The 22898-nt window shown below is 72.6% G+C and carries 21 protein-coding genes; 14 read left to right on the top strand and 7 right to left on the bottom strand.

Annotated elements, in window-relative coordinates; translation table 11 throughout:
• Positions 1–38: 38 nt before the first annotated feature.
• The gene (gene gndA / locus ACIBAF_RS06730; protein WP_399462035.1) at positions 39–1478 is read right to left on the bottom strand and encodes an NADP-dependent phosphogluconate dehydrogenase; all 1440 of its coding nucleotides are present in this window, start codon (positions 1476–1478) and stop codon (positions 39–41) included.
• 190 nt (positions 1479–1668) lie between these two features.
• Here gndA and ACIBAF_RS06725 point away from each other — a divergent pair, with 190 nt between their 5' ends.
• Positions 1669–2892, top strand: a complete 1224-nt coding sequence (locus ACIBAF_RS06725) for a transglycosylase family protein (protein ID WP_399462034.1) — start codon at positions 1669–1671, stop codon at positions 2890–2892.
• Here the strand turns inward: ACIBAF_RS06725 and ACIBAF_RS06720 are convergent.
• The gene (locus ACIBAF_RS06720) at positions 2882–4003 is read right to left on the bottom strand and encodes a DMT family transporter (protein ID WP_399462033.1); all 1122 of its coding nucleotides are present in this window, start codon (positions 4001–4003) and stop codon (positions 2882–2884) included. The two genes, ACIBAF_RS06725 and ACIBAF_RS06720, sit on opposite strands and share 11 nt — an antisense overlap.
• 209 nt (positions 4004–4212) lie before the next feature.
• Here ACIBAF_RS06720 and ACIBAF_RS06715 point away from each other — a divergent pair, with 209 nt between their 5' ends.
• From ACIBAF_RS06715 to ACIBAF_RS06695, 5 genes are all read left to right on the top strand, one after another.
• On the top strand, positions 4213–5010 hold the full coding sequence (locus ACIBAF_RS06715; RefSeq protein WP_399462032.1) for a (2Fe-2S)-binding protein: 798 nt from the start codon (positions 4213–4215) through the stop codon (positions 5008–5010).
• A 38-nt stretch (positions 5011–5048) separates the two neighbouring features.
• Positions 5049–6200 (top strand): glycogen synthase, encoded by a 1152-nt coding sequence (gene glgA / locus ACIBAF_RS06710; protein WP_399462030.1) that lies wholly within the window; start codon positions 5049–5051, stop codon positions 6198–6200.
• Positions 6201–6252: 52 nt separating this feature from the next.
• Positions 6253–7473: a glucose-1-phosphate adenylyltransferase gene (gene glgC / locus ACIBAF_RS06705; RefSeq protein ID WP_399462029.1), complete on the top strand. Its 1221-nt coding sequence runs from the start codon at positions 6253–6255 to the stop codon at positions 7471–7473.
• A gap of 103 nt (positions 7474–7576) precedes the next feature.
• Complete coding sequence (locus ACIBAF_RS06700; protein WP_399462028.1) at positions 7577–8935, top strand: wax ester/triacylglycerol synthase family O-acyltransferase; 1359 nt, start codon at positions 7577–7579, stop codon at positions 8933–8935.
• 102 nt (positions 8936–9037) lie between these two features.
• The gene (locus ACIBAF_RS06695; RefSeq protein ID WP_399462027.1) at positions 9038–10546 is read left to right on the top strand and encodes an SDR family NAD(P)-dependent oxidoreductase; all 1509 of its coding nucleotides are present in this window, start codon (positions 9038–9040) and stop codon (positions 10544–10546) included.
• A 95-nt stretch (positions 10547–10641) separates the two neighbouring features.
• Here the strand turns inward: ACIBAF_RS06695 and ACIBAF_RS06690 are convergent, their stop codons facing one another.
• Positions 10642–11400 carry an SDR family oxidoreductase gene (locus tag ACIBAF_RS06690; protein WP_399462025.1) on the bottom strand — a complete coding sequence of 253 codons (759 nt, stop codon included), beginning with the start codon at positions 11398–11400 and terminating at the stop codon, positions 10642–10644.
• A gap of 25 nt (positions 11401–11425) precedes the next feature.
• A complete protein-coding gene (locus tag ACIBAF_RS06685; protein ID WP_399462023.1) occupies positions 11426–11875 on the bottom strand; it encodes a hypothetical protein in 450 nt (149 codons plus the stop codon).
• Positions 11876–12312: 437 nt separating this feature from the next.
• On the opposite strand from ACIBAF_RS06685, the gene ACIBAF_RS06680 reads away from it, so the two are divergent.
• Entirely contained in the window at positions 12313–12486 is a 174-nt protein-coding gene (locus ACIBAF_RS06680; RefSeq protein ID WP_399462022.1) for a hypothetical protein, read from the top strand.
• An 85-nt stretch (positions 12487–12571) separates the two neighbouring features.
• On the opposite strand, the gene ACIBAF_RS06675 is transcribed toward ACIBAF_RS06680, so the two are convergent.
• Complete coding sequence (locus tag ACIBAF_RS06675) at positions 12572–13915, bottom strand: amidase (protein ID WP_399462021.1); 1344 nt, start codon at positions 13913–13915, stop codon at positions 12572–12574.
• 139 nt (positions 13916–14054) lie between these two features.
• The gene (locus tag ACIBAF_RS06670) at positions 14055–14768 is read right to left on the bottom strand and encodes a FadR/GntR family transcriptional regulator (RefSeq protein WP_399462020.1); all 714 of its coding nucleotides are present in this window, start codon (positions 14766–14768) and stop codon (positions 14055–14057) included.
• 259 nt (positions 14769–15027) lie between these two features.
• Between ACIBAF_RS06670 and ACIBAF_RS06665 the strand changes: the two genes are divergently transcribed.
• Genes ACIBAF_RS06665 through ACIBAF_RS06650 form a run of 4 tightly spaced genes read left to right on the top strand, consistent with a single transcriptional unit; the run spans position 15028 to position 17886 of the window.
• Positions 15028–15786 carry an SDR family NAD(P)-dependent oxidoreductase gene (locus ACIBAF_RS06665; protein WP_399462019.1) on the top strand — a complete coding sequence of 253 codons (759 nt, stop codon included), beginning with the start codon at positions 15028–15030 and terminating at the stop codon, positions 15784–15786.
• The gene (locus ACIBAF_RS06660; RefSeq protein WP_399462018.1) at positions 15783–16754 is read left to right on the top strand and encodes an aldo/keto reductase; all 972 of its coding nucleotides are present in this window, start codon (positions 15783–15785) and stop codon (positions 16752–16754) included. The genes ACIBAF_RS06665 and ACIBAF_RS06660 overlap by 4 nt, the downstream gene beginning before the upstream one ends.
• A complete protein-coding gene (locus tag ACIBAF_RS06655; RefSeq protein ID WP_399462017.1) occupies positions 16751–17065 on the top strand; it encodes an L-rhamnose mutarotase in 315 nt (104 codons plus the stop codon). Before ACIBAF_RS06660 ends, ACIBAF_RS06655 begins: the two co-directional genes overlap by 4 nt.
• Positions 17062–17886 (top strand): amidohydrolase family protein, encoded by an 825-nt coding sequence (locus ACIBAF_RS06650; RefSeq protein ID WP_399462016.1) that lies wholly within the window; start codon positions 17062–17064, stop codon positions 17884–17886. Before ACIBAF_RS06655 ends, ACIBAF_RS06650 begins: the two co-directional genes overlap by 4 nt.
• On the opposite strand, the gene ACIBAF_RS06645 is transcribed toward ACIBAF_RS06650, so the two are convergent.
• The gene (locus ACIBAF_RS06645; RefSeq protein WP_399462015.1) at positions 17874–19295 is read right to left on the bottom strand and encodes a lipase maturation factor family protein; all 1422 of its coding nucleotides are present in this window, start codon (positions 19293–19295) and stop codon (positions 17874–17876) included. The genes ACIBAF_RS06650 and ACIBAF_RS06645 overlap by 13 nt on opposite strands.
• Before the next feature lie 97 nt (positions 19296–19392).
• Here ACIBAF_RS06645 and ACIBAF_RS06640 point away from each other — a divergent pair, with 97 nt between their 5' ends.
• Genes ACIBAF_RS06640 through ACIBAF_RS06630 form a run of 3 tightly spaced genes read left to right on the top strand, consistent with a single transcriptional unit; the run spans position 19393 to position 22870 of the window.
• Positions 19393–19836: a hypothetical protein gene (locus ACIBAF_RS06640; protein ID WP_399462014.1), complete on the top strand. Its 444-nt coding sequence runs from the start codon at positions 19393–19395 to the stop codon at positions 19834–19836.
• Between the two features lie 46 nt (positions 19837–19882).
• The gene (locus tag ACIBAF_RS06635; protein WP_399462013.1) at positions 19883–21970 is read left to right on the top strand and encodes a SpoIIE family protein phosphatase; all 2088 of its coding nucleotides are present in this window, start codon (positions 19883–19885) and stop codon (positions 21968–21970) included.
• A gap of 36 nt (positions 21971–22006) precedes the next feature.
• On the top strand, positions 22007–22870 hold the full coding sequence (locus tag ACIBAF_RS06630) for an Fpg/Nei family DNA glycosylase (protein ID WP_399462012.1): 864 nt from the start codon (positions 22007–22009) through the stop codon (positions 22868–22870).
• Positions 22871–22898: the final 28 nt, after the last annotated feature.

Below are 22898 nucleotides of genomic sequence, written 5' to 3'. Positions count from 1 at the left end.
GGGTCCTCGGCGTCCTCCACCGGCGGGGGCGGCTCAGGTCAGGCCGTCACCTCCGACCGGTCGCCGCCCCACAGGGTGTGGAACGCGCCCTCCTGGTCCACCCTCCGGTACGTGTGGGCCCCGAAGAAGTCCCGCTGCCCCTGCGTGAGCGCCGCGGGCAACCGCTCCGCGCGCAGCGCGTCGTAGTAGGCGAGCGCCGCCGCGAACCCGGGCGTCGGCACGCCCTGGAGCGTCGCGGACACCAGCACCTCGCGCCAGGGGTCCTGCGCGGCCGCGATCTCCGAGGCGAAGGTCTCGTCCGACAGCAGGCTCGGCAGGTCCGGCCGGGCGTCGTAGGCGGCGCGGATCCGGTCGAGGAAGGCGGCGCGGATGATGCAGCCGCCGCGCCAGATCGCGGAGACGGCGCCGAGGTCGATGTCCCAGCCGTACTCCTCGCTGCCCGCGGCGATCTCGTGGAAGCCCTGCGTGTACGACACGATCTTCGAGGCGTACAGGGCCTGTTCCACGCGGTCGGCGAAGGCCTGCGCCTCCGCCTCGCCCAGCGCCGACGCCTTCGGCCCCGCCAGGTCGCGCGAGGCCTCGCGCAGCGCCGCGTGCCCCGACAGCGACCGGGCGAAGACGGCCTCCGCGATGCCCGACACCGGCACGCCCAGGTCGAGGGCGATCTGGACCGTCCAGCGGCCGGTGCCCTTCTGCTCGGCCTGGTCGACCACCACGTCCACGAAGGGCTTGTCCGTCGCCGCGTCCACGTGGGACAGCACCTCGGCGGTGATCTCGATCAGGTAGGAGTCGAGGCGGCCCGTGTTCCAGGTGCGGAAGATGTCCGCGATCTGCGCGGGTTCGTACCCGGCGACGTCGCGCAGCAACTGGTAGGCCTCGCCGATCAGTTGCATGTCGGCGTACTCGATGCCGTTGTGGACCATCTTCACGAAGTGGCCGGCGCCGTCCGGGCCGACGTGGGTGACACAGGGCGTTCCGTCCGCCGCCTTCGCGGAGATCTTCTCCAGCATCGGGCCCAGCGACTCGTACGACTCCGGGGAGCCGCCCGGCATGATGCTCGGGCCGTGCAGGGCGCCCTCCTCTCCGCCGGAGATGCCCGCGCCGACGAAGTGGATGCCCTGCTCGCGCAGTTCGCGCTCGCGGCGGCGGGTGTCGGCGAAGTGCGCGTTGCCGCCGTCGATGATCATGTCGCCGGGTTCGAGCAGCGGGGCGAACTCCCGGATCACCGCGTCGGTCGGCTCACCGGCCTTCACCATGACGACCAGGCGGCGGGGCCGCTCCAGGGCCGCCACGAACTCCTTGGCGGTCTCGGCGGCGACGAACTCGCCCTCGTGGCCGAACTCCTCGACCAGGGCGTGCGTCCGTGCCACCGTGCGGTTGTGCAACGCGACCGTGTAGCCGTTGCGTGCGAAGTTGCGGGCGAGATTGCGGCCCATGACCGCGAGTCCCGTGACACCGATCTGCGCTGTCGTGCTCATACGGTTGGCTCCTCCGGGGGGTGTGCCCGTCAGTATCGTCCTGGGGACCATCTTGACGGGTTTCGTGACGGGATTCCCGGCGGGGCGCCCCGAGCTTCCGGGCGCGTCGGAGCGGCCGGTTGTCGTCTTGTCATGGCCAGTTCGCGGCCCTTATTTTTGCCCCTCCTGACGCTCGTCGAGGGGGACCTCCATGGCCGTACGCGGCCGGCACCGCCGGTATCAGCCGAACAGGATCAACCGCGCCTCACTCACCGTCACGGCGGGCGGCGCCGGCATGGCGATACCGCTCATCGGCACCGGAGTCGCCCAGGCGGCCGACGTGGACACCTGGAACAAGGTCGCCGCGTGCGAGTCGACCAACGACTGGAACATCAACACCGGCAACGGCTTCTACGGCGGGCTGCAGTTCACCCAGTCCACCTGGGCGGCGTACGGCGGCACGCGGTATGCGCCCCGTGCGGATCTGGCCACCAGAGACCAGCAGATCGCGGTGGCCGAGAAGGTCCTGGACGGACAGGGGCCCGGCGCCTGGCCGCTGTGCTCGGGCAAGGCCGGACTGAGCAGGGGCGGCGACGCCCCCGACGTCCATCCGAACGGCTCCTCGGCGAAGCCGGCCCACGGCACGAAATCCTCCAAGTCCTCCGCCAAGTCCTCCGCCAAGGGCGCGAAGACGTCCCTCGATGACGTGCAGCCCCACAGCACGCCCCAGTCCCGGGCCGGCACCGCCGAGATGTACACCGTCGTCCGCGGTGACACCCTCTCCGGCATCGCCGACACCGAGGAGGTCAAGGGCGGCTGGCAGGGGCTGTACGCGGCCAACCGGACGACCATAGGCAGCGACCCGGACCTGATCCTGCCGGGCCAGCGGCTCAGCCTGAGCGAGCGGGCGGCCGCCGCGGGCAGGGCCCCGAGCACCAAGGCTCCGAGCCGCAAAGCCCCGAGCGCCAAGGAGAGCAAGCCGGCCAAGGGCGCCAAGACCAGGGACGCCGACGACAAGGCGACGACCGGTCAATCCCTCGTCGCGCCCGTCAGCGCCGCCACCGGAACGCCGTACCACGCGACCGGCTCGTCCTGGTCGAAGGGCTACCACACGGGCGTGGACTTCCCCGTGCCCACCGGCACGTCCGTGAAGGCGGTCAAGGCGGGGAGCGTGGTGAGCGCGGGCTGGGGCGGTTCCTTCGGCTACCAGGTGGTCATCCGGCACGCCGACGGCCGCTACACGCAGTACGCCCACCTGTCGGCGATCTCCGTGCGCGAGGGGCAGTCGGTCGGCGGCGGCCAGCGCATCGGCCGGTCGGGCTCCACCGGCAACAGCTCGGGCCCGCATCTGCACTTCGAGGTGCGGACGGGGCCCGGTTTCGGGTCGGACGTCGACCCGGTCGCCTACCTGCGCGCAGGCGGCGTCAGGATTTGACGCGCACCCGGTGCCGGTCGACGGCCGGCATCGGGACGAGCAGTCCTCCGTAGACCGGGGTGTAGTACCACGGCCGTTCGTCGTCGGGGTCCGACCGGTCCCCGTCGCCGGCCGAGGCCGATGCCGATACCCGCCGGTCCTCCCGCACGTCCTCCAGGAGCGAAGCGACCGGCTGTTCCGGGATCTCGATCCGCTCGGGGACCCGCGGGGCGGGAAGGTCGGCCGGAGCCGCCTCCGCCTGGGCTGCCGCCTGCGCTGTCGTCTTCGCCGTCTCCGGCTGGGCGCCCTGCAGGCGTTCCGTCGTGAGCAGGATCAGTCCGCCCGCCGCCACCACACCGCAGCTCAGGGCGAGCGCGGTGCCCGTGGTGCCGTAGCGGAAGGTCTCGCCGAACATCGTGATGCCGACCGCGGCCGCCACCACCGGGTTGATGACCGTGAGCGTGGCCAGCGGGGCCGCGAGGCCCGCACCCCGGTAGGAGGCCTGCGAGAGCAGCATGCCGGCCGTGGCCAGTACGCCGATCACGGCCAGGGTGGGGATGTCGGCCGCCGTGACGCCGCCGCTCCAGTCGACGGCGACGGTCTTGGTGAACACCGACGACATGCCGAACGCGATGCCCGACGCGGTCGCGAGCAGCATGCTGCGCACGGCCGGGTGTCGGTGCGCGGCCCGCGCGGCGACCATCAGGGTCACCACTGCGGCGGCGGTGACCATCGCCACCGTCACCCGCTGCGCGGTGCTCAGCGTCTGCGCGTCGGCCGCCCCGACCAGGGACAGCAGCCCTGCGAGACCGACCGTCGCCATGATCGCGCCCCGCCAGGCCGTCGCCCCGGCCTTGCGGCCGACGAACAGGGCGGCCATGGGCAGCGCGAACACGATGGTCAGCGCGCCGAGCGGCTGGACCAGGCTGAGGGGGCCGTAGGCGAGGGCCACCACGTGGAGGAGCCCGCCGAGACCGTTCAGCGCGACCGCGGCCCACCAGCTCGGCCGGCGCAGCGGGGCGTACTCCTCGGCGGGCGAGGACACCGCGACCCGCTCCTGCACGATCGCCCCGCCCGCGTATGCGACAGCGGAGACGAGCGACAGGACGACGGACAACGCGAGGGCGCTCATGAGCTGCTCCTCTGCGTGAGGCGGGGGCGCGGGGCCCGGCGCGGCGAACGGTCGGCTCTCATAACCAACACGATGCCTTCTCGATCTGTTCCCGTCGTCGTCCCTGAGCACGCAATGAGTCCTACTGCCGATGGAGTACGACGGGCCCGCCGTCCTCCCTCAGGCGGGTGACGTACCAGGGATCCCCCTGATCACCGCCCCTACTCGCCTTGGTACTACTGCACTTCGTGGACCTCGACCCCGATCTCGCCGCGCTCCGCCCGCTCGGCGGCTTCTTCGTCCTGCGCACCCTACGAGGCGACCCAGGAGAGCCGCCCGGACCGCTGCCGACCCTCGCGCGGGCCTACGCGAAAACCCCCGATCGCGCCGCCTCGGATGTTTACGGAGATCCGCATGGCTACGCAGATCCTCTGGCTTTCCGGGTCCGAAAGGTCGCCCGGGCCCTGCGCGCCCCCGAGGACCGGATCGCCGTCTCCGTGGCGCAGCAGGGCCTGGCGGCCCGGCTGTGGTCGGTGACCCTGGGCTGCGCCGTCCTGTACGGGCGCGTCCCCGACCTCGCCCCGGGGCTGCTGCGTTGGGACCCGGACGCCGGCGCCCCGGACGACCTGTGGCTGACGGAGGTGCGGTCCCTGCCCGGGGCCGCGGCGACCGTTGCCGCGGCCGTCCTCGTCGGCCACCTCGAACCCCTCTCGGCGGCCCTGCGCGCCCGCCGGCCGGTGGCGCCGGGCCTGCTGCGGGGCAACGCCGGATCGGCGCTGGCCGGAACCGCCCGGCAGCTCGACCAGTGGGCCCGGGCGCACGGCCGCCCCGACGTCGCCGCACGCGCGCGTGCCCTCACCGCCGAGCTGTTCACGCACCCCCTCCTCGCCGACACCGGGACACCGACCGGCGCCGCGTTCCGCCGCCGCAGCTGCTGCCTGTACTACCGGGCGCCCGGCGGGGGTCTGTGCGGTGACTGTTGCTTCACACGACCCCCGCGCTCTTCCCCACGCGCCCCGTCTGGGTGACCATGAAGGGAGCCGACCGCTGAGACTGGGGGTTCCGGGTGCGAGTGGGACTGCTGACCCGGGAGTATCCCCCGGACGTGTACGGCGGAGCGGGCGTCCATGTCGAGTTCCTCGCCCGCGAGTTGAGGCGGCTGGTCGACCTCGACGTGCACTGCTGGGGCGAGGGCCGCACGGACGGCGTGCTGCGCCACCGTCCCTGGTCCGTGCTCGACGGCGCCAACGACGCGCTGCGCACCTTCTCCGTGGACCTCGCCATGGCGGCCGCCCTCGAAGGCCGCGAACTCGTCCACTCCCACACCTGGTACGCCAACCTCGGCGGTCATCTCGCCAAGCAGCTGTACGGCGTCCCGCACGTGGTGACGGCGCACTCGCTGGAGCCCCTGCGGCCCTGGAAGGCCGAGCAACTCGGCGGCGGCTACGCCCTGTCGAGCTGGGCCGAGCGGACCGCGGTGGAGGCCGCCGACGCGGTGATCGCCGTCTCCGCCGCGATGCGCGAGGACATCCTCGCCTGTTATCCGACGCTGGCCCCGGATCGGGTCCACGTCGTGCACAACGGCATCGACACCGGTCTCTACCGCCCCGACCACGGCACCGACGCCCTCACCCGGATCGGCCTCGACCCGGACCGCCCGTACGTGCTGTTCGTCGGCCGCATCACCCGGCAGAAGGGCGTGCCCCATCTGCTGCGCGCCGTACGGGACATCGACCCGGCGGCGCAGGTCGTGCTGTGTGCGGGAGCGCCCGACACCCCGGAGATCGACCAGGAGTTCCGGGACCTCTTCGCGGAGTTGAGCCGGGCCCGGGGCGGGGTGCACTGGATCCCGAAGATGCTGCCGCGCCCCGAGGTGATCCAACTCCTCACGCACGCGGCCGTGTTCGTCTGCCCCTCGGTGTACGAGCCCCTCGGCATCGTCAACCTGGAGGCGATGGCCTGCGGCACCCCTGTCGTGGCCTCCCGGGTCGGCGGGATCCCGGAGGTCGTCGAGGACGGGGTGACCGGGACGCTCGTCACCGTGGACGAGGGCTTCGAGGCGGGCCTCGCGCGGGCGCTGGACGCGATCCTCGGCGATCCGGCGGCCGGGCGCCGCATGGGCGAGGCCGGGCGGGCGCGCGCGGTGGGGGAGTTCGGCTGGGACGCCGTCGCCCGGCGTACGGTCCGCCTGTACGAGGAGATCCTCAAACAGGCGTAGCGGGCCCCGCACGGGGGAAGGTCATGGATCAACCAGGGTGAGGGGAGCGGCCATGCGTCGTGGTGGGCCTTCGGTACTCGGGATCGTGCTGGCGGGCGGTGAGGGCAAGCGCCTCATGCCGCTGACCGCGGACCGCGCCAAACCAGCCGTCACGTTCGGCGGAACGTACCGGCTCGTCGACTTCGTCCTGTCCAATCTCGTCAACGCCGACGTCCTGCGCATCTGCGTGCTGACGCAGTACAAGTCGCACTCGCTGGACCGGCACATCACCACCACCTGGCGGATGTCGAGCCTGCTCGGCAACTACGTCACCCCGGTCCCGGCCCAGCAGCGGCTCGGCAAGCGCTGGTACCTGGGCAGCGCCGACGCCATCCTGCAGTCGCTGAACCTGGTCTACGACGAACGGCCCGAGTACGTGGCCGTGTTCGGCGCCGACCACGTGTACCGCATGGACCCGCGCCAGATGCTCACCCAGCACATCGACAGCGGCGCGGGCGTCACGGTCGCCGGGATACGGGTCCCGCGCAGCGAGTCCTCCTCCTTCGGGGTGATCACCCCGGCCTCGGACGGTCAGACGGTCGAGCGGTTCCTGGAGAAGCCCGCCGATCCGCCCGGCCTCGCCGACGACCCGGACACCGTGTTCGCCTCGATGGGCAACTACCTCTTCACCACGAAGGCCCTCATCGAGGCCCTTCAGCGGGACGCCGAGGACGAGAACTCCGTGCACGACATGGGCGGCTCGATCCTGCCGCAGCTCACCGAGCGCGGCGAGGCACAGCTGTACGACTTCAGCGGCAACCACGTCCCCGGCGAGACCAGCCGCGACCAGGGCTACTGGCGGGACGTCGGCACGCTCGACGCGTACTACGACGCCCATATGGACCTGATCGCCGAGCGTCCCGCCTTCAACCTGTACAACCGCAGCTGGCCGATCTACACCCATTCGGGCCAGCTCTCCCCGGCCCGCTTCGCCGCGGGCGGCATGGCCAGCGAGTCGATCATCAGTGCGGGCTGCCTGATCCGCGGGCAGGTGACCCGGTCGGTCCTGTCGCCGGGCGTCGTGGTCGACCCGGGAGCGGTCGTCCAGGGCTCGATCCTGCACGACAACGTCCACATCGGGCGGGGCGCGGTGGTGCGCGGGGCGGTCCTGGACAAGAACGTCGAGGTCCCTCCGGGTGCGACCATCGGCGTGAACCCGGAGCGCGACACGGAGCTGTACACGGTGTCCAAGAACGGCGTGATCGCCCTGGGAAAGGGCCAACGAGTGTCCTGAACTTAATGACGTGTTAACTGTACGTAGTCTGATCGTACTTGACCGTAATCGCCCGGGCGCGCTTGACTGCTTGCCTCACCCTTCGTCGTTGCGAGGCAAGTCCTTGACTGCTGATGATCTGCTGGCTCCCCTCGACCTGGCGTTCTGGAACCTGGAGTCGGCCGAGCACCCCATGCACCTGGGCGCGCTCGGCGTCTTCGCGGCGCACTCGCCCACCGCGGGAGCGCATGCGGCCGACCTGCTCGCCGCCCGCGCGGCCGCCGTCCCCGGGCTGCGCATGCGGATCCGGGACCTGTGGCGGCCCTTCGACGCCGGCCGGCCCCTCGACCTGCGCAGCGCGCTCGCCTTCGGCGGCGCGACCCGGGAGCCGGACCCCGACTTCGACCCCGTCCACCACGTCACCCTGCACGCCCCCGCCGCCGACTTCCAGACCGAGGCCGGCCGGCTCATGCAGCGGCCCCTGGAGCGCGGCCGCCCGCCCTGGGAGGCACACGTGCTGCCGGGCGCGGACGGCGTCTCCTTCGCCGTGCTCTTCAAATTCCACCACGCCCTCGCCGACGGACTGCGCGCCCTGACGCTGGCCGCGGCCGTCCTGGACCCCATGGATCTGCCGGCGCCCCGGCCCCGCCCCGCCGAGCCGCCCGGCAGGCGCATCCCCGACGTGCGCAGACTGCCCGGCCTGCTGCGCGGGGCCGTCTCCGACGTGGGCCGCGCCCTCGACATCGGCGCCTCCGTCGCCGTCCACACCCTGGGCATGCGCCCCACCCCTGCCCTCACCGCCCGGCCCACCGGCACCCGTCGCACCGCGGGCGTCGTCATCGACCTCGACGACGTGCACCGGATCCGCAAGACCGAGGGCGGCACCGTCAACGACGTGCTGATCGCGGTCGTCGCCGGGGCGCTGCGCCGCTGGCTCGACGAACGCGGCGACGGCAGCGAGGGCGTCGTCCCCCGCGCCCTCATCCCCGTCTCCAAGCGCCGCCCGCGCACCGCCCACCCGCAGGGCAACCGGCTCTCCGGGTACCTGATACGGCTTCCCGTAGACGACCCGGACCCGCTGCGCCGCCTCGGCACGGTCCGCGCCGCCATGAACCGCAACAAGGACGCTGGGCCCGGCCGGGGCGCCGGCGCCGTCGCCCTGCTCGCCGACCACGTCCCGGCCCTCGGTCATCGCCTCGGCGGTCCGCTGGCCGGCCAGGCCGCCCGGCTCTGGTTCGACATCCTCGTCACCAGCGTCCCCCTGCCCAGCCTCGGCCTGAAGCTCGGCGGGAACCCCGTGACCGAGGTCTTCCCGTACGCCCCGCTCGCCCGCGGACAGGCCCTGGCGGTCGCCGTCTCGACCTACCGCGGACGCGTCCACTACGGGCTCGTCGCCGACGCCGAGGCCGTCCCCGACCTCGACCGGTTCGCCCGCGCGCTGACCGCCGAGGTGGAGACACTCATCACGGCCTGCGGCTCTTGACGGGAACGGGTTTGGAGGAGGGGCCCGGCGCTCCGTAAAATTCCCCGTTCGAGGCGGGCGCGGTCGGAGCGCCGCACGGGTGATCAGGGAAGCGGCAGCGCGATGACGGTGACAGAGGACGGCTCGACGGCGATCACGGAGGAGGTCGTGGACGAGGTCGTGTACGGGCCCGGCATCGACCCGGAGCGGCTCGCCCTCTGCCTCTCCGTGCTGGAGGAGCTCGACAAGCTGGACGTCGACCACCCCGACGCGATCGCCGTGCGCCGCGCCACCGCCGGCATCTACCGCACCGTGAAGCAGCGCCGCCGCCAGGAGCGCCGGGCCGCCAAGACCGCCCACGACAAGGCGGTCACGGAGGCCACGGCGACCGGCTCCGCCCAGCGCATCGACGACGAGACCGAGGGCATCCTCCCGTCGTCGATCACCGAGGAGGGCAGGGTCGCGGGGATACTCCAGCGCCCCCGCTCCTGCTACACCTGCAAGACCCGGTACGTCGAGGTCGACTACTTCTACCACCAGCTGTGTCCGGACTGCGCGGACCTCAACCGCGCCAAGCGCGACGCCCGAGCCGACCTGACCGGCAAGCGCGCCCTGCTCACCGGCGGCCGCGCCAAGATCGGCATGTACATCGCGCTCCGGCTGCTGCGCGACGGCGCGCACACGACGATCACCACGCGCTTCCCGAAGGACGCGATCCGCCGTTTCAAGGCCATGGACGACTCGGCGGACTGGCTGCACCGTCTGGAGGTCGTCGGCATCGACCTGCGCGACCCGGCGCAGGCCGTGGCCCTCGCCGACCAGGTCGCCGAGGCCGGCCCGCTCGACATCCTCGTCAACAACGCGACGCAGACCGTACGCCGTCTGCCCTCGGCCTACGCCGCCCTGGTCGACGGCGAGAGCGCTCCGCTGCCCGCCGGTGAGCTGCCCGCCCACCACGTCATCGGCGCCTTCGGCTCCGGTGCGGTCGACGGCCTCGCCGCGCTGCCCGTCGGCATCAGCGGCCTCGACGCACAGCAGGTCGCCGATCTCGCCCTCGTCGCCGGCAACGCCAGCGTCGCCCGGCACCTCGACGGCACCGCCATCGACGCGGGCGGCCTGGTCCCCGACGTCGTCGACACCAACACCTGGGTGCAGACCATCGAGCAGATCTCCCCGGTGGAGCTCCTCGAGACCCAGCTGTGCAACTACACGGCGCCCTTCATCCTGATCAGCAAGCTGCGGCCGGCCATGGCCGAGGCCGCCCGTGCCGCGACGAGCGGGCGGGCGTACGTCGTGAACGTCTCGGCGATGGAGGGGGTCTTCGGCCGCGGCTACAAGGGCGCGGGGCACCCCAACACGAATGCCGCCAAGGCCGCGATGAACATGGTCACGCGGACCAGCGCGCAGGAGATGTTCCAGGCCGACGGCATCCTCATGACCTCGGTCGACACCGGGTGGATCACCGACGAGCGGCCCCACTACGACAAGCTGCGGCTCGCGGAGGAGGGGTTCCACGCACCGCTCGACCTGGTGGACGGGGCGGCTCGGGTGTACGACCCGGTCGTGCGGGGCGAGGCGGGGGAGGACGTGTACGGGGTCTTCTTGAAGGACTACGCGCCCGGCAAGTGGTAAGCGGAAGCGGTGTACGCCGGTGGTCGGGTGCGCGTGCGTGGGGGCTGGTCGTGCCCCGCGGCGGAGCCGCTGATCGACGCGGCCCCCGCGCCCCTTCAGGTTGCGGTGCGTGCCGCTCGTACTCTCGTGCCGCCGTCCACCACCAGGTCCGTGCCCGTGATCCACTTCGCCTCGTCGGACGCCAGCCACACCACCGCCCTCGCCACGTTTTCCGGCTCGCCGATCCTGCCCAGGGGCAATCCCGCCGCTATCTCTTCCTCCCTCGGCTCCCACATGAAGCGGGCCATCTCGGTCCGCACCAGTCCGGGGGAGACGGAGTTGACGCGCACCCCCGGCCCCAGCTCCCCCGCGAGCTGTTGCGTGAGGTGGAGGAGGGCCGCCTTGCTCGTGCCGTAGGCGCCCACGCCGGGGCCCACGTGGGTCGCGCCCTCCGTGCAGATGTTGATGACCACACCGCCGTGCTCGCGCATCCAGCCCCGCCACGCGCACTGCACCAGCCGGAGCGGCGCCTCGACGTTCACCGTGAACGCCTCCCGCCACAGCATCGGGTCGGCGTCCATGAGCGGGCCGAAGGGCTGGTTGGTCGCCGCGTTGTTGACCAGGACGTCCAGGCGGCCGAACTCACGCAGGCACAGGTCCGTCAGTTCCTCGGGATGGCCCAGATCCCCGACGCCGCCGGCCAGGCCCACCCCGCCCAGCTCCTCGGCGGCCCGCCGCACCTCGTCCGCGTCCCGCGCGCTGACGCACACCCGTGCCCCGGCGTCCGCCAGCGCCCGTGCCACCGCCCGGCCGATGCCCCGCGTGCCGCCCGTGACGACCGCGGCCCTGCCTCGTAACGCGCGCGACGACGTCATCGCCGTACGGTCTCACGGTGGGGCGTCAGTCGACAGCCCCGAGACGTGAGGTGCGGGCCGCCACCAGTTCCAGGACCGTGCGCCAGTCCTCCAGCACGCCCGCGTCGAACCCGGCGACCCGGCCGTCCTCGTCGGCCTGGCGCAGGCTGAGCAGGTCGTCGTCGGCGGGTGTGCCGAGCCAGGGGTGCAGGCCGACGAGACGGGAGACACGAGGGCCGAGCAGGGGGCGTACGGCGTCGGCGGCGCGCTCCGAGCGGCCGGCGGCGTCGGTGGGGCACAGAAGGTGGCCGATGGGGTGGACCAACCCGGTGAGCTGGAGCTCCTTGTCGGCGGGGCGGCTTCGGCGCAGCAGAGCCGCCGTCTGCAGCGCGTGATCGTGCAGGTCGACGCCGGGCCCAGCGCGGTCCGGGGCGCCCCGCACGCCCCGGCAGGCGTACAGCAGGTCCATCAGCTCCTCGACGCTGCGCAGCTCCATGCGTCTGTCCTTCCGCGAGACAGCCGTTGCCGGACGCCAGCAGATCATGGCCGGCTTGCGACCGGACGAACGGGACCTGAACTGCACGGCCGTAGCCCGGACGGGTGAATTTAAAAGGCGTGTAAGGGTGTAAAAGGGTTCAATTCTCCTACGAAGAGCTGAGAGTGGCGTGCCATGGTTACCTCAAATCTTCAGCCCTATCGAGCGGACCCCCGCTCATTTGGTTACCCTGTAGCGGACGGACAACAAAACGGAGTGCCACCCACACCCACAGTCCGTCATGGGACAAGCCGCTTCACAACGGCCTGCTCTCCACAGGAGTTGCCGGCGCCACCGCGTCCTTGACCGACTTGAGCCAGACCCGAGGGAGCGTCAGGTGCCGGACCGCAGACCGGTCGGCACGCCCCGAGGGTGACCCGACACATAAGGAGTGCGCGGTGACACCGGAGAAGACGAATCGCGAGCAACGCCCCAAGGAACGCTCGGAGCGGGCCGGCCGCAGGCCCGGCGAGATCGGCAGCCTCGACGTGTGGGCCCGCTCCGCCCCGATCCGCCTGGCAGGCTACGAGGACGACCTCGCCGAGCCCCACATCCTGCCCAGCGTGGACTGACCCGCTCGCGATCGCTCACCGCATGGGCGTGCACCCGGCACGCCCATGCCGAGCCCGTACTCTCTCCCGGCCGCCTCCGCGTCGCTCAGTCGAGCGGGGCCGTCCGCCGCCACGGACGCAGCTGCTCCAGCTGCTCCGCCACCCGCAGCAGTTCGCCCTCCGACCCCGGCCGGCCCACCAGCTGCACGGCCGCGGGAGCGCCCGACGGCAGCGTGCCGAAGGGCACCGCCATCGCGGGCCAGCCGGTCAGGTTCCACGGCGGGGTCAGCGGCGAGTAGTTCGTGTTCACCAGGATGTTGCGCAGCCAGCCCCGCTCGTGCCACGCCGCCGCCTTCGGCGGCCGTCGCGCGAGCGCCGGTGTGAGCAGCACGTCGTACTTGGCGAAGAACGGCTCGAGGCGGCGGCGCAGTTCGTCCCGCGCCGAGCCGTCGCGCACCCCGTTCATGAAGCGCCGGCCTAGGGCCGCGTGCACCCGGGTGCGCCGGGTCAGCAGGCGCGGGTCGAGCGGCGCGGCGTCCACGGCCGTGCCCGCCGTCCAGTGCGCGAGCGAGGTCATGCTCAGCGACAGCGGGTACGGCGGTTCGGCCCGCTCCACATGATGTCCCGCCCGGACCAGCACCCCGGCCGCCTCCCGCGCCGCGCCCGTGTACGGCCCGCTCACCGTGACCCCGGCCACCGGGCTGCGCACGGAGACGGCGATCTTCAGCGCGCCGGGTTCCCCGGCCCGTACGGCGTCGGTGTCGGCCAGGACCGACAGCATCAGCCGAGCGTCCTCGACCGTCGTCGCCAGCGGGCCGTTCTCCGACATCCCGAACCAGTCGCCGTCCCCGATCCCGGCCGGGACGACGCCGTGGCCCGGCTTGATGGTGACCAGGCCGCAGTTGGCCGCCGGAATGCGCAGGGACCCCATGCCGTCGTTGCCCAGCGCGATCGGCGCCATCCCGGCGGCGACCGCGGCAGCGCTGCCGCCGGACGAACCGCCGGCCGTGCGCGAGACGTCCCACGGGTTGCGGGCGGTGCCGTGGACGCCCTCCGTGGTGCCGAAGACACACAGCTCCGGCACGTTCGTCAGACCCACGACCACCGCACCGGCCGCCCGCAGCCGGGCCACGGTGACATGGTCCGCGCCGGCCGGGGCGTCCGGCGTCGCGGCCGAGCCGACGCGGGTGGACTCGCCCCGCACGGCCAGGTTGTCCTTGACCGCCACCGGAACCCCGGCCAGCGGCAGAGCGGCCAGGTCGCCGCGGGCGGCCACCTCGTCCGCCTCGGCCGGCGCCGCCTGCGCCCGCACCGCACGGAACGCCCCGATCCGGCCGTCCAGCCGCTCGATTCGCGCGAGATGCTCCGCCACCACCTCGCGCGGCGTGACCTGCTTCTCCCGCACGGCGGCGGCGATCTCGACGGCGGTCCGGCCGACCCAGCTGGTCACAGGCAGCTCCCTCGGTGTGCGTGCACTACTCGCGAGTACGTTGTGTAGGGAGAACTGTGCCCCGCCCGGAGCGCCGCGTCGAGGGGCGACCGTACGCCCCGCAGGTCTCAGCGGGGCGGGCCCGGTCAGACAGGGGCGGTCAGAGACTCACCTGGGCCCTCAGCCACTCCTCCACCTCGCCCACGTGCGCGGCAGCCGCCGCCCGCGCGGCCTCCGGGTCGCGGGCCGCCAGGGCGCGGTGGATCGCCGCGTGCTCGCGGCGCGTACGGGCGAACGCGCCCTCCTCCTGATAGCCGCGCCAGACACGGGCCCGGAACGTGCGCGAGGACAGGCCCTCCAGGATCGCCGCCATCGTCTCGTTGCCGGCGGCCCTCGAGATCGCACCGTGGAAGGCGAGATCGTGGGCGAGGATCTCCTCCGGGTCGTCCGTGGCGTTCATGGCCGCCAAGTGCCCCTCCACGACGGCCAGTTCATCCGGGGTGATACGGGCGGCGGCCAGTGCCGTCGCCGTCGACTCCAGGATCCGGCGCACCTGGAGCAACTCGACCAGACGCGGGCCCCGCGAGAGGTCGGCCACCACCCCGAACGTCTCCAGCAGGTCACCGGCCTTCAACGCGGTGACGTAGATGCCCGAACCGTGCCGGGCCTCCAGCACCCCCAGGACGGTGAGCGCGCGGATCGCCTCACGCATCGAACTGCGCGAGATGCCCAGCTGCGCCGCGAGGGCCCGCTCGGTCGGCAGCCGCTGACCCGGCTCCAGCAGACCGTCGGCGATCATCGCCTTGATCCGCTCGATGGCCCGCTGCGTCACCGTGCCTCTGGGGGCGGGCGCGCGGGGCGGGGTGTCTTCCACGAGGCCTCTCCTGTCGCCGGTGCGCCGCAGTCCAGCCACGGAGGTGGTCGGACCACTTGAGACAATAATGCGCCGAATCTCCACCCCAAGGGTGTCGTCGGAACGAAGTGGTCTGATAAATATGCGACAACCGCTGGAACGCCCCCACCGACAGCCCCCAGGACCAGTGCGACGCCAGACCGGCCGGGCGGCCGCGGTACATGTATCTGGGCGGCGACTTCTGGGCCGCCGACCTCAAGAGCCGGAAGGAGAAGGCGGCGTGAGCGACTTCGAAGGGCTGACGGCCCTGGTGACGGGGGGCGCCTCCGGCATCGGCCGGGCGACCGCACAGCTCCTGGCCGAGCGCGGCGCCCGGGTCGCCGTCCTCGACCTGGACCCGTCGGGAGTGCAGAAGCCCCTCCTCGGCTACCGGGCCGACGTCGGCGACGACGCCTCGGTGCGGGAGGCGGTCGCGGCCGCCGTCACCGACCTCGGGGGGCTGGACGTCCTGGTCAACAACGCGGGCATCGGCGCCCAGGGCACCGTGGAGGACAACGACGACGCCGAATGGCACCGTGTCCTCGACGTCAACGTCGTCGGCATGGTCCGCACGGCCCGCGCCGCCCTGCCGCACCTGAGGCGCTCCGCGCACGCGGCGATCGTCAACACCTGCTCCATCGCCGCCACCGCGGGCCTGCCGCAGCGGGCCCTGTACAGCGCGACCAAGGGCGCCGTGTACTCGCTGACCCTCGCCATGGCCGCCGACCACGTGCGGGAGGGCATCCGCGTCAACTGCGTCAACCCCGGCACCGCGGACACCCCGTGGGTCGCCCGGCTGCTCGACGCGGCCGACGACCCGGCCGCCGAGCGCGCCGCCCTGGCGGCCCGCCAGCCCACCGGCCGCCTGGTCAGCGCGGCCGAAGTCGCGGGCGCCATCGCCTACTTGGCGAGCCCCCTGTCCGGCGCCACCACCGGCACCGCCCTCGCCGTCGACGGCGGCATGCAGGGCCTGCGGCTGCGCCCGGCAGGCCCCCGATGACCGGCCTCGGCCGCAGCGGCGTGCAGGTCACCGCTCTCGGCCTCGGCGCAGCCCCCCTCGCCAACCTCTACTCCGAGGTCACCGACGAGCAGGCGTACGACACCGTGACCGCCGCCTGGCGGCGGGGCGTGCGCTACTTCGACACCGCGCCGCACTACGGGCTGGGCCTGTCGGAGCGGCGCCTCGGCGCCGCCCTGAGGGACTACCCGCGGGCGCAGTACACGGTCTCCACGAAGGTCGGCCGCCGCCTGGAACCCGTGGACCCGCCGGCCGGCGACGACCTGGCCAACGGCTTCGCGGTGCCCGCCGCACACCGGAGGGTGTGGGACTTCAGCGCCGACGGCGTACGCCGCTCCCTGGAGACCTCCCTCGAACGCCTCGGTCTCGACCGCGTCGACGTCGTATACCTCCACGACCCCGACGACCACGCCGAACAGGCCTTCCGTGAGGGCTATCCCGCGCTGGAGAAGCTGCGCTCGGAGGGGGTGGTGGGCGCGATCGGCGCCGGGATGAACCAGGCCGAGATGCTCACCCGGTTCGTCCGCGAGACCGACGTGGACGTGGTGCTCTGCGCGGGCCGCTACACCCTGCTCGACCAGCGAGCCCGCGCCGAACTGCTGCCCGCGGCCGTCGAGAAGGGCGTGTCGGTGGTCATCGGCGGCGCCTTCAACTCGGGCCTGCTGGCCGACCCGAGGCCCGGAGCGACGTTCGACTACGCACAGGCGCCGGCCGAGTCGCTGGAGACGGCCCTGCGGATGAAGGCGGTCGCCGACCGGCACGGCGTCACCCTGCGCGCCGCCGCGCTGGCCTTCTGCGCCGCCCATCCGGCGGTCGCGAGCGTCCTGGTCGGCGCCCGCTCGGCGGCCGAGGCCGAGGACTGCGCCGAGCAGTTCGCCGCTCCCGTCCCGGCCGCCCTCTGGGACGAGCTGAGGGACACCGGTCTGTTGCCCCCACAGGAGGCGTCATGAGGATCGCCCTGCACACCAAGGTCCGCGCCGACCGGATCGCCGAGTACGAGGCCGCGCACCGCGAGGTGCCGAAGGAACTCACGGACGCCATCCGCGCGGCCGGAGCCACCTCCTGGACGATCTGGCGCAGCGGTACCGAGCTGTTCCACGTCCTGGAGTGCGAGGACTACGCACGCCTCCTCGCCGAGCTGGAGAAGCTGCCGGTCAACATGGTGTGGCAGGCGCGGATGGCCGAGCTGCTCGACGTGGTGCACGACTACTCCGACGACGGAGCCGGCGCGGGCCTGCCGGTCGTCTGGGAGCTGCCATGACCGTCGACGCCCACCACCACGTCTGGGACCTGTCCGTGCGGGACCAGGACTGGATCGCCGAAGGCAGCCCGCTCCGGCGGGACTTCGCCGTCGAGGACCTGCTGCCCGAGGCCAGCGCGGCCGGGGTCGACCGTACCGTCCTCGTCCAGACGGTCACCGTGGCCGAGGAGACCCCCGAGTTCCTCGCCCTCGCGGCCGGGCACGAGCTGATCGCGGGCGTCGTCGGCTGGACCGACCTCACCCGCCCGGACGTCGCCGACGAACTGGCCCGGCTGCGGGAGCTTCCCGGCGGCCGGTACCTCAAGGGCGTCCGGCACCAGGTCCAGGGCGAGCCGGACCCGGAGTGGCTGCTGCGGGCCGACGTACGGCGCGGTCTCGCCGCCGTCGCCGACGCGGGGCTGGTCTACGACCTGATCGTGCTGCCCCACCAGCTCCCCGCCTGCGCCGAGGCGGCCGCCTCGCTGCCCGGACTCACCTTCGTCCTCGACCACCTGGGCAAGCCGCCCATCGCCTCCGGCGCGCTGGAGCCCTGGGCCCGCGACCTCCGGAACCTCGCCGCGCTGCCCAACACGGTCTGCAAGCTCTCCGGCATGGTCACCGAGGCCGACCCCGCCTCCTGGACCGTCGACGACCTGCGCCCGTACGCCCATACGGTGCTGGAGGCCTTCGGACCGGCCCGGCTGATGTTCGGCTCGGACTGGCCGGTGTGCACGCCCACCGCGTCGTACGGCGAAGTCCTCGACCTCGCACGGCAGTTGACCGACCCGCGCGAGCACGCCCAGATCTTCGAGGCCACCGCCGTCCGCGTCTACGACCTCTGAGCCACCCTGGCCAGCCGCGTCGGCGGCAGATACTCCCGCACATACGTCCGCTCCCAGCACGCGCCCGTCTCCCGCAGCTCACGCCAGGTCGTGTAGCGGTAGCGGAAGAGGCGGGCGCGGATGTGGCGCGGGGGCTCGTCGGGCGGGAACGGTGAGCGGCGCAGCAGCTTCAGGGTGTCGCGGTCGTTCTCCAGCAGCCGTTCCACCAGGGCGCCGAACCACGGCCCGGCGTACGCGGGGGAGAGCGCGGCGAACCACATCAGCCAGTCCAGGCGCAGATGGTAAGGGGCGAACTGTCGCGGCCAGCGCCGGGGATCGCCCGGCTTGCCCTTGAACTCGTACTCCCGCCAGTCGGACTCCGCACGCGGCACGTCGTCGAGCGTGCCCTCGACCACCACCTCGTAGCGGATCCGGCTCACGCTGCCGAACGCGCCGTAGGTGTTGACCAGGTGCAGCGGGTCGAAGGAGCGGTTCATCACCTGGCGGCGGGAGAGCATGTTGACCACCGGGTGGTAGCTGAGGAACAGCAGGAGCGCTGCCGCCGCGAGGACCACGAACTCGAACCAGAGCGGCGTGGCGGGGCCCGAACGGTGGTCGGTGGGGAGTTCGAGCGCGGGCACGGCCAGGACGACGGCGATCCAGTTCAGCCAGGAGAAGTTGCCCGACAGCACCAGCCACAGCTGGGTCAGGATCATCAGGGAGGCAGCAGCCGTCGCGACCGGCTGCGGGGTGAACAGCAGGAACGGCACGACGAGTTGGGTGAAGTGGTTCGCGGCTGCCTCGATCCGGTGCAGCGGCTTCGGCAGGTGGTGGAAGAACCAGCTCAGCGGGCCGGGCATCGGCTGGGTCTCGTGGTGGTGGTAGAGACAGGTCAGCTTCCGCCAGCAGGCGTCGCCCCGCATCTTGATCAGGCCGGCGCCGAACTCGACCCTGAACAGGATCCAGCGCAGCAGGAAGAGCACCAGGATCGGCGGGTCCACCTCGTCGTTGCCGAGGAACACGGCGAGGAAGCCGGTCTCCAGCAGCAGGGACTCCCAGCCGAACGAGTACCAGGTCTGACCGACGTTCACGATCGACAGGTACAGCGCCCACGGCACCAGCCACATCACCATCCCGGCCCACAGCGGCAGTCGGCCGTCCAGCCCCGCCAGCAGCGCCGCCGACACCGCGCAGCCCGTCCAGGCGACGGCGGCGAAGAGGCGGTCGGAGTAGCGCAGCTGGAACAGGCTCGGGGCCGCGCGGAACGGAACCCGCTCGACGAAACGGGGGATCGGCAGCATCCCGCGCTCCCCCAGCAGCGCCCGGAACTGCCACGCCGCCGTCAGGAACGCGACCAGGTACACACCGGCCAGGGCCCGCTGGAAGACCAGCCGGCTCAGCCAGTACTCGGGTGCGGTGAACCAGTCCACGGCGGTGCGCTCCTCTTCTCCATTCTGACCTCGTCACCGTGCGTGTTCCCCGCTTCCGTTTGCGTGACGCAGGTGGGTGAAGCAGACAATAGTGGTCGTGCGACTACCCACTGCCACCCTCATGACCGCCTGCGCCCTCTCGGCGGCGCTCCTCGTCGTCGGCCCCGGCGGCGAAGGGCAGAAGGAACCCGTGCCGGGCTCGCAGGTCGTCGCCCCGGCGGTCGAGGGGCGTGTCCTCCTGACCGACCCCTTCGACGACACCCTCGGCCACCTGTCCGTCGACCCCTTCGACGCCGACCCCGCCGAGGCCGATACGGACTCCGGCGCCGCGGTCGACGCCGATCCGGGCCTCGACCGCGGCCTCGAACCCGCTGTCCCTGACGCGCCCGATGCTCCGGGTGTCCCGGACGTCCCCGACGAAGCGGATGAAGCCGACTCCGGCGCCATCGGCCCGGAAGTCGTCCAGGAGGTCCCCGATCCGCCCGACGGGGGCGGGCTGATCCCCGACGGACCCGACGAGTCCGACATCATGCCCGGCTGAAGGCCCCCAGGTCGAAGAATCGGGCAAACCCTGGCAAGGTGGCTCCATGGTTGATCGGGGAGCGAGCGCCCTGTCCCTCCCGGACGACTGGCCCGCCCGCCCGGATCCGATCCTGGCGCTCAACCGCATGGGCAGCTTCGACTGGGACCTGGACACGGGGCTGTTCCACATGGACGCCCGAGCCCACGAGATCTTCGACCTGCGGCCCGACGAGTACGACGGCGACCCCGGCACCCTCGCCGTGCGGGTCCCGCCGGTCGAGGCCATCCGGCTGGACGAGCTGGTCTCCCAGGCCATCAAGGACGGCAGCGAGAACTACGGCGCCTACTTCCGTATGCGGCTGCGCGACGGCGCCCTGCGCTGGACCCACACCCAGGGCTACATCCGGCGCGACGACACCGGCCGCCCGCGCCGCATCGTCGGCATCGTGCGCGACGCGACCGACGAGCTGAACGACCTCGCCGCCCGCAGTGAGGAGGCCGCCCTCGACGATGCGCGCCGCGAGCAGACCAACGTCGTCCAGCTCACCACGGCGGCCCTGGCCCACGCCCGCACCGTGCAGGACGTCATCGACGTCCTCAAGGACACCCACGGCCTCACCCATCTCGGCGCGACCAGTCTCGTCATGGGTCTGGTCGAGGCCGGCCGGATCCGGCTGGTCGCCGAGGGGCCGGAGGGCAGCTTCGTGCCCGGCACGCTGGTCACCCGGATCGACGAGCCGTACCCGATGAGCGAGGTCGTGCGCACCCTCACCCCCCGCTTCATCGAGTCACCGGAGGAGTTCGCCGGCGGCTACCCCGTGCTGTGGCCGCATCTCACCGATCTGAAGATCACCTCCGCGGCCTATCTGCCGCTCATCGTGCAGGCCCGGCCCATCGGCGCGATGGGCCTGCTCTACAGCGACCGCCGCGGCTTCACCCCGGAGGAGCGCAACATCCTCGTCGCGCTCGGCAGCAGCATCGCGCAGAGCCTGCAACGGGCCATGTTCTACGAGCAGGAGAAGGACATCGCCCAGGGTCTCCAGCAGGCCATGCTGCCGCGCACCATCCCCAGCGTGGCCGGCGCCGACGTCGCCGTCCGCTACCGCGCCGCCACCATCGGCGGCTCGCTGGGCCGCGACATCGGCGGCGACTGGTACGACCTGATCCCGCTGCCCGGCGGGCGGGTCGGCGCCGTCATCGGCGACGTCCAGGGCCACGACACGCACGCCGCCGCCGTCATGGGCCAGCTGCGCATCGTCCTGAGGGCCTACGCGGCCGAGGGCCACACCCCGGCCACCGTGATGGCCCGGGCCTCCGTCTTCCTGCACGAGCTCGACACCGACCGCTTCGCCACCTGCCTGTACGCGGAGGCCGACCTCTCCACCGGCGTCGTCCAAGTGGTCCGCGCGGGACACATCGACCCCCTGCTGCGCGCCCCCGACGGGACCTGCCGGCGCATCTCCGTGCCCGGCGGGCTGCCGCTCGGTCTGTCCGCCGAGTTCGGCAGCCTCGAGTACCCGGTCGGCACCGTCGAGCTCGACCCCGGCCACACGCTGCTGCTGTGCACCGACGGTCTGGTCGAGCGGCCCGGCTCCGACGTCGACGACGGCATGCGAGCCCTCGCCGCCATGGTCGCCGCGGGCCCCGCTGACGTGCGCAAGCTCGCCGACCAGCTCATCGAGATCGCCGAGGAGCGCGGCGGGGACGACGACGTCGCCCTGCTCCTGCTGCGCAGGCGCGGCCCGGAGACTCCGCAGGCCGGGAACCGGCTCCAGCAGCATGTGGCGCCCGGCGACCCGGAGGCCCTCTCCGAGGCCCGGCACATGATCCGCGCCGCCGTCCGTGCCTGGGGCGCCGGGGACCGCTCCGACGAGATCGAACTGGTCGCCGACGAACTGATCACCAACGCCCTCATGCACACCGAGGGCGCGGCGATCGTCACCGTGCGGGTCGTCACCGGCGGCGAGCGCCGGTTGCGCGTCGAAGTCGAGGACTCCTCCAGCGCGCTGCCGCGCCGCCGTGAGGCCGGTGAGTCGGGCGTCTCGGGGCGCGGCCTGCTGCTGGTGGAGCTGCTCACCGACGCGTGGGGGGTGGAGGCGCGGGGCGGCGGCAAGTGCGTGTGGTGCGAGTTCGTCGTACGCGAGCACAGGTGAGCGAGCACCGGTGACCTCTCGTGGCACTCTGGACGTATGCCGGAACTCCCCGAGGTGGAAGCACTCAAGGACTTCCTGGCCGAGCATCTCGTCGGCCACGAGATCGTGCGCGTGCTGCCCGTCGCGATCAGCGTGCTCAAGACGTACGATCCGCCCGTCACCGCCGTCGAGGGGCAGGAGGTCACCGCCGTGCACCGGCACGGCAAGTTCCTCGACCTGACGACCGGAGACGGCCTGCACCTCGTCACGCACCTCGCCCGCGCGGGCTGGCTGCGCTGGAAGGACCGCCTCCCCGACGGCCCGCCGCGCCCCGGCAAGGGCCCCCTCGCCCTACGGGTCGCCCTGGAGACGGGGGCGGGCTTCGACCTCACGGAGGCCGGCACACAGAAGCGGCTCGCGGTGTACGTCGTCGCCGACCCGCAGCAGGTGCCCGGCGTCGCCCGGCTGGGCCCCGATCCGCTCGCCGCCGACTTCGACGAGCCCCGCTTCGCCGCACTCCTCGGCGGCGAGAGACGCCAACTCAAGGGCGCCCTGCGCGACCAGAGCCTGATCGCGGGCGTCGGCAACGCCTACAGCGACGAGATCCTGCACGCGGCGAGGATGTCCCCCTTCAAACTCGCGGCGTCCCTCACGCCCGAGGAGACCCACACCCTCTACGAGGCCCTGCGCACGACGCTCACCGAGGCGGTCGAGCGCTCGCGCGGTGTGGCGGCGGGGCGGCTCAAGGCGGAGAAGAAGAGCGGCCTGCGCGTCCACGGCCGCACCGGCGAACCCTGTCCGGTGTGCGGCGACACCGTACGTGAGGTCTCCTTCAGCGACTCCTCGCTCCAGTACTGCCCCACCTGCCAGACGGGCGGCAAGCCGCTGGCGGACCGAAGGATGTCCCGCCTGCTGAAGTAGACCGCCGTCGCGCGCCGCCGACCAGCAT

It is taken from the genome of Streptomyces sp. NPDC051677 (genome assembly GCF_044453465.1).
Taxonomy (GTDB): Bacteria; Actinomycetota; Actinomycetes; order Streptomycetales; family Streptomycetaceae; genus Streptomyces.
The sequence above is the reverse complement of the archived record's forward strand: the minus strand, read 5'-3'. Positions and strand labels throughout refer to the sequence as shown.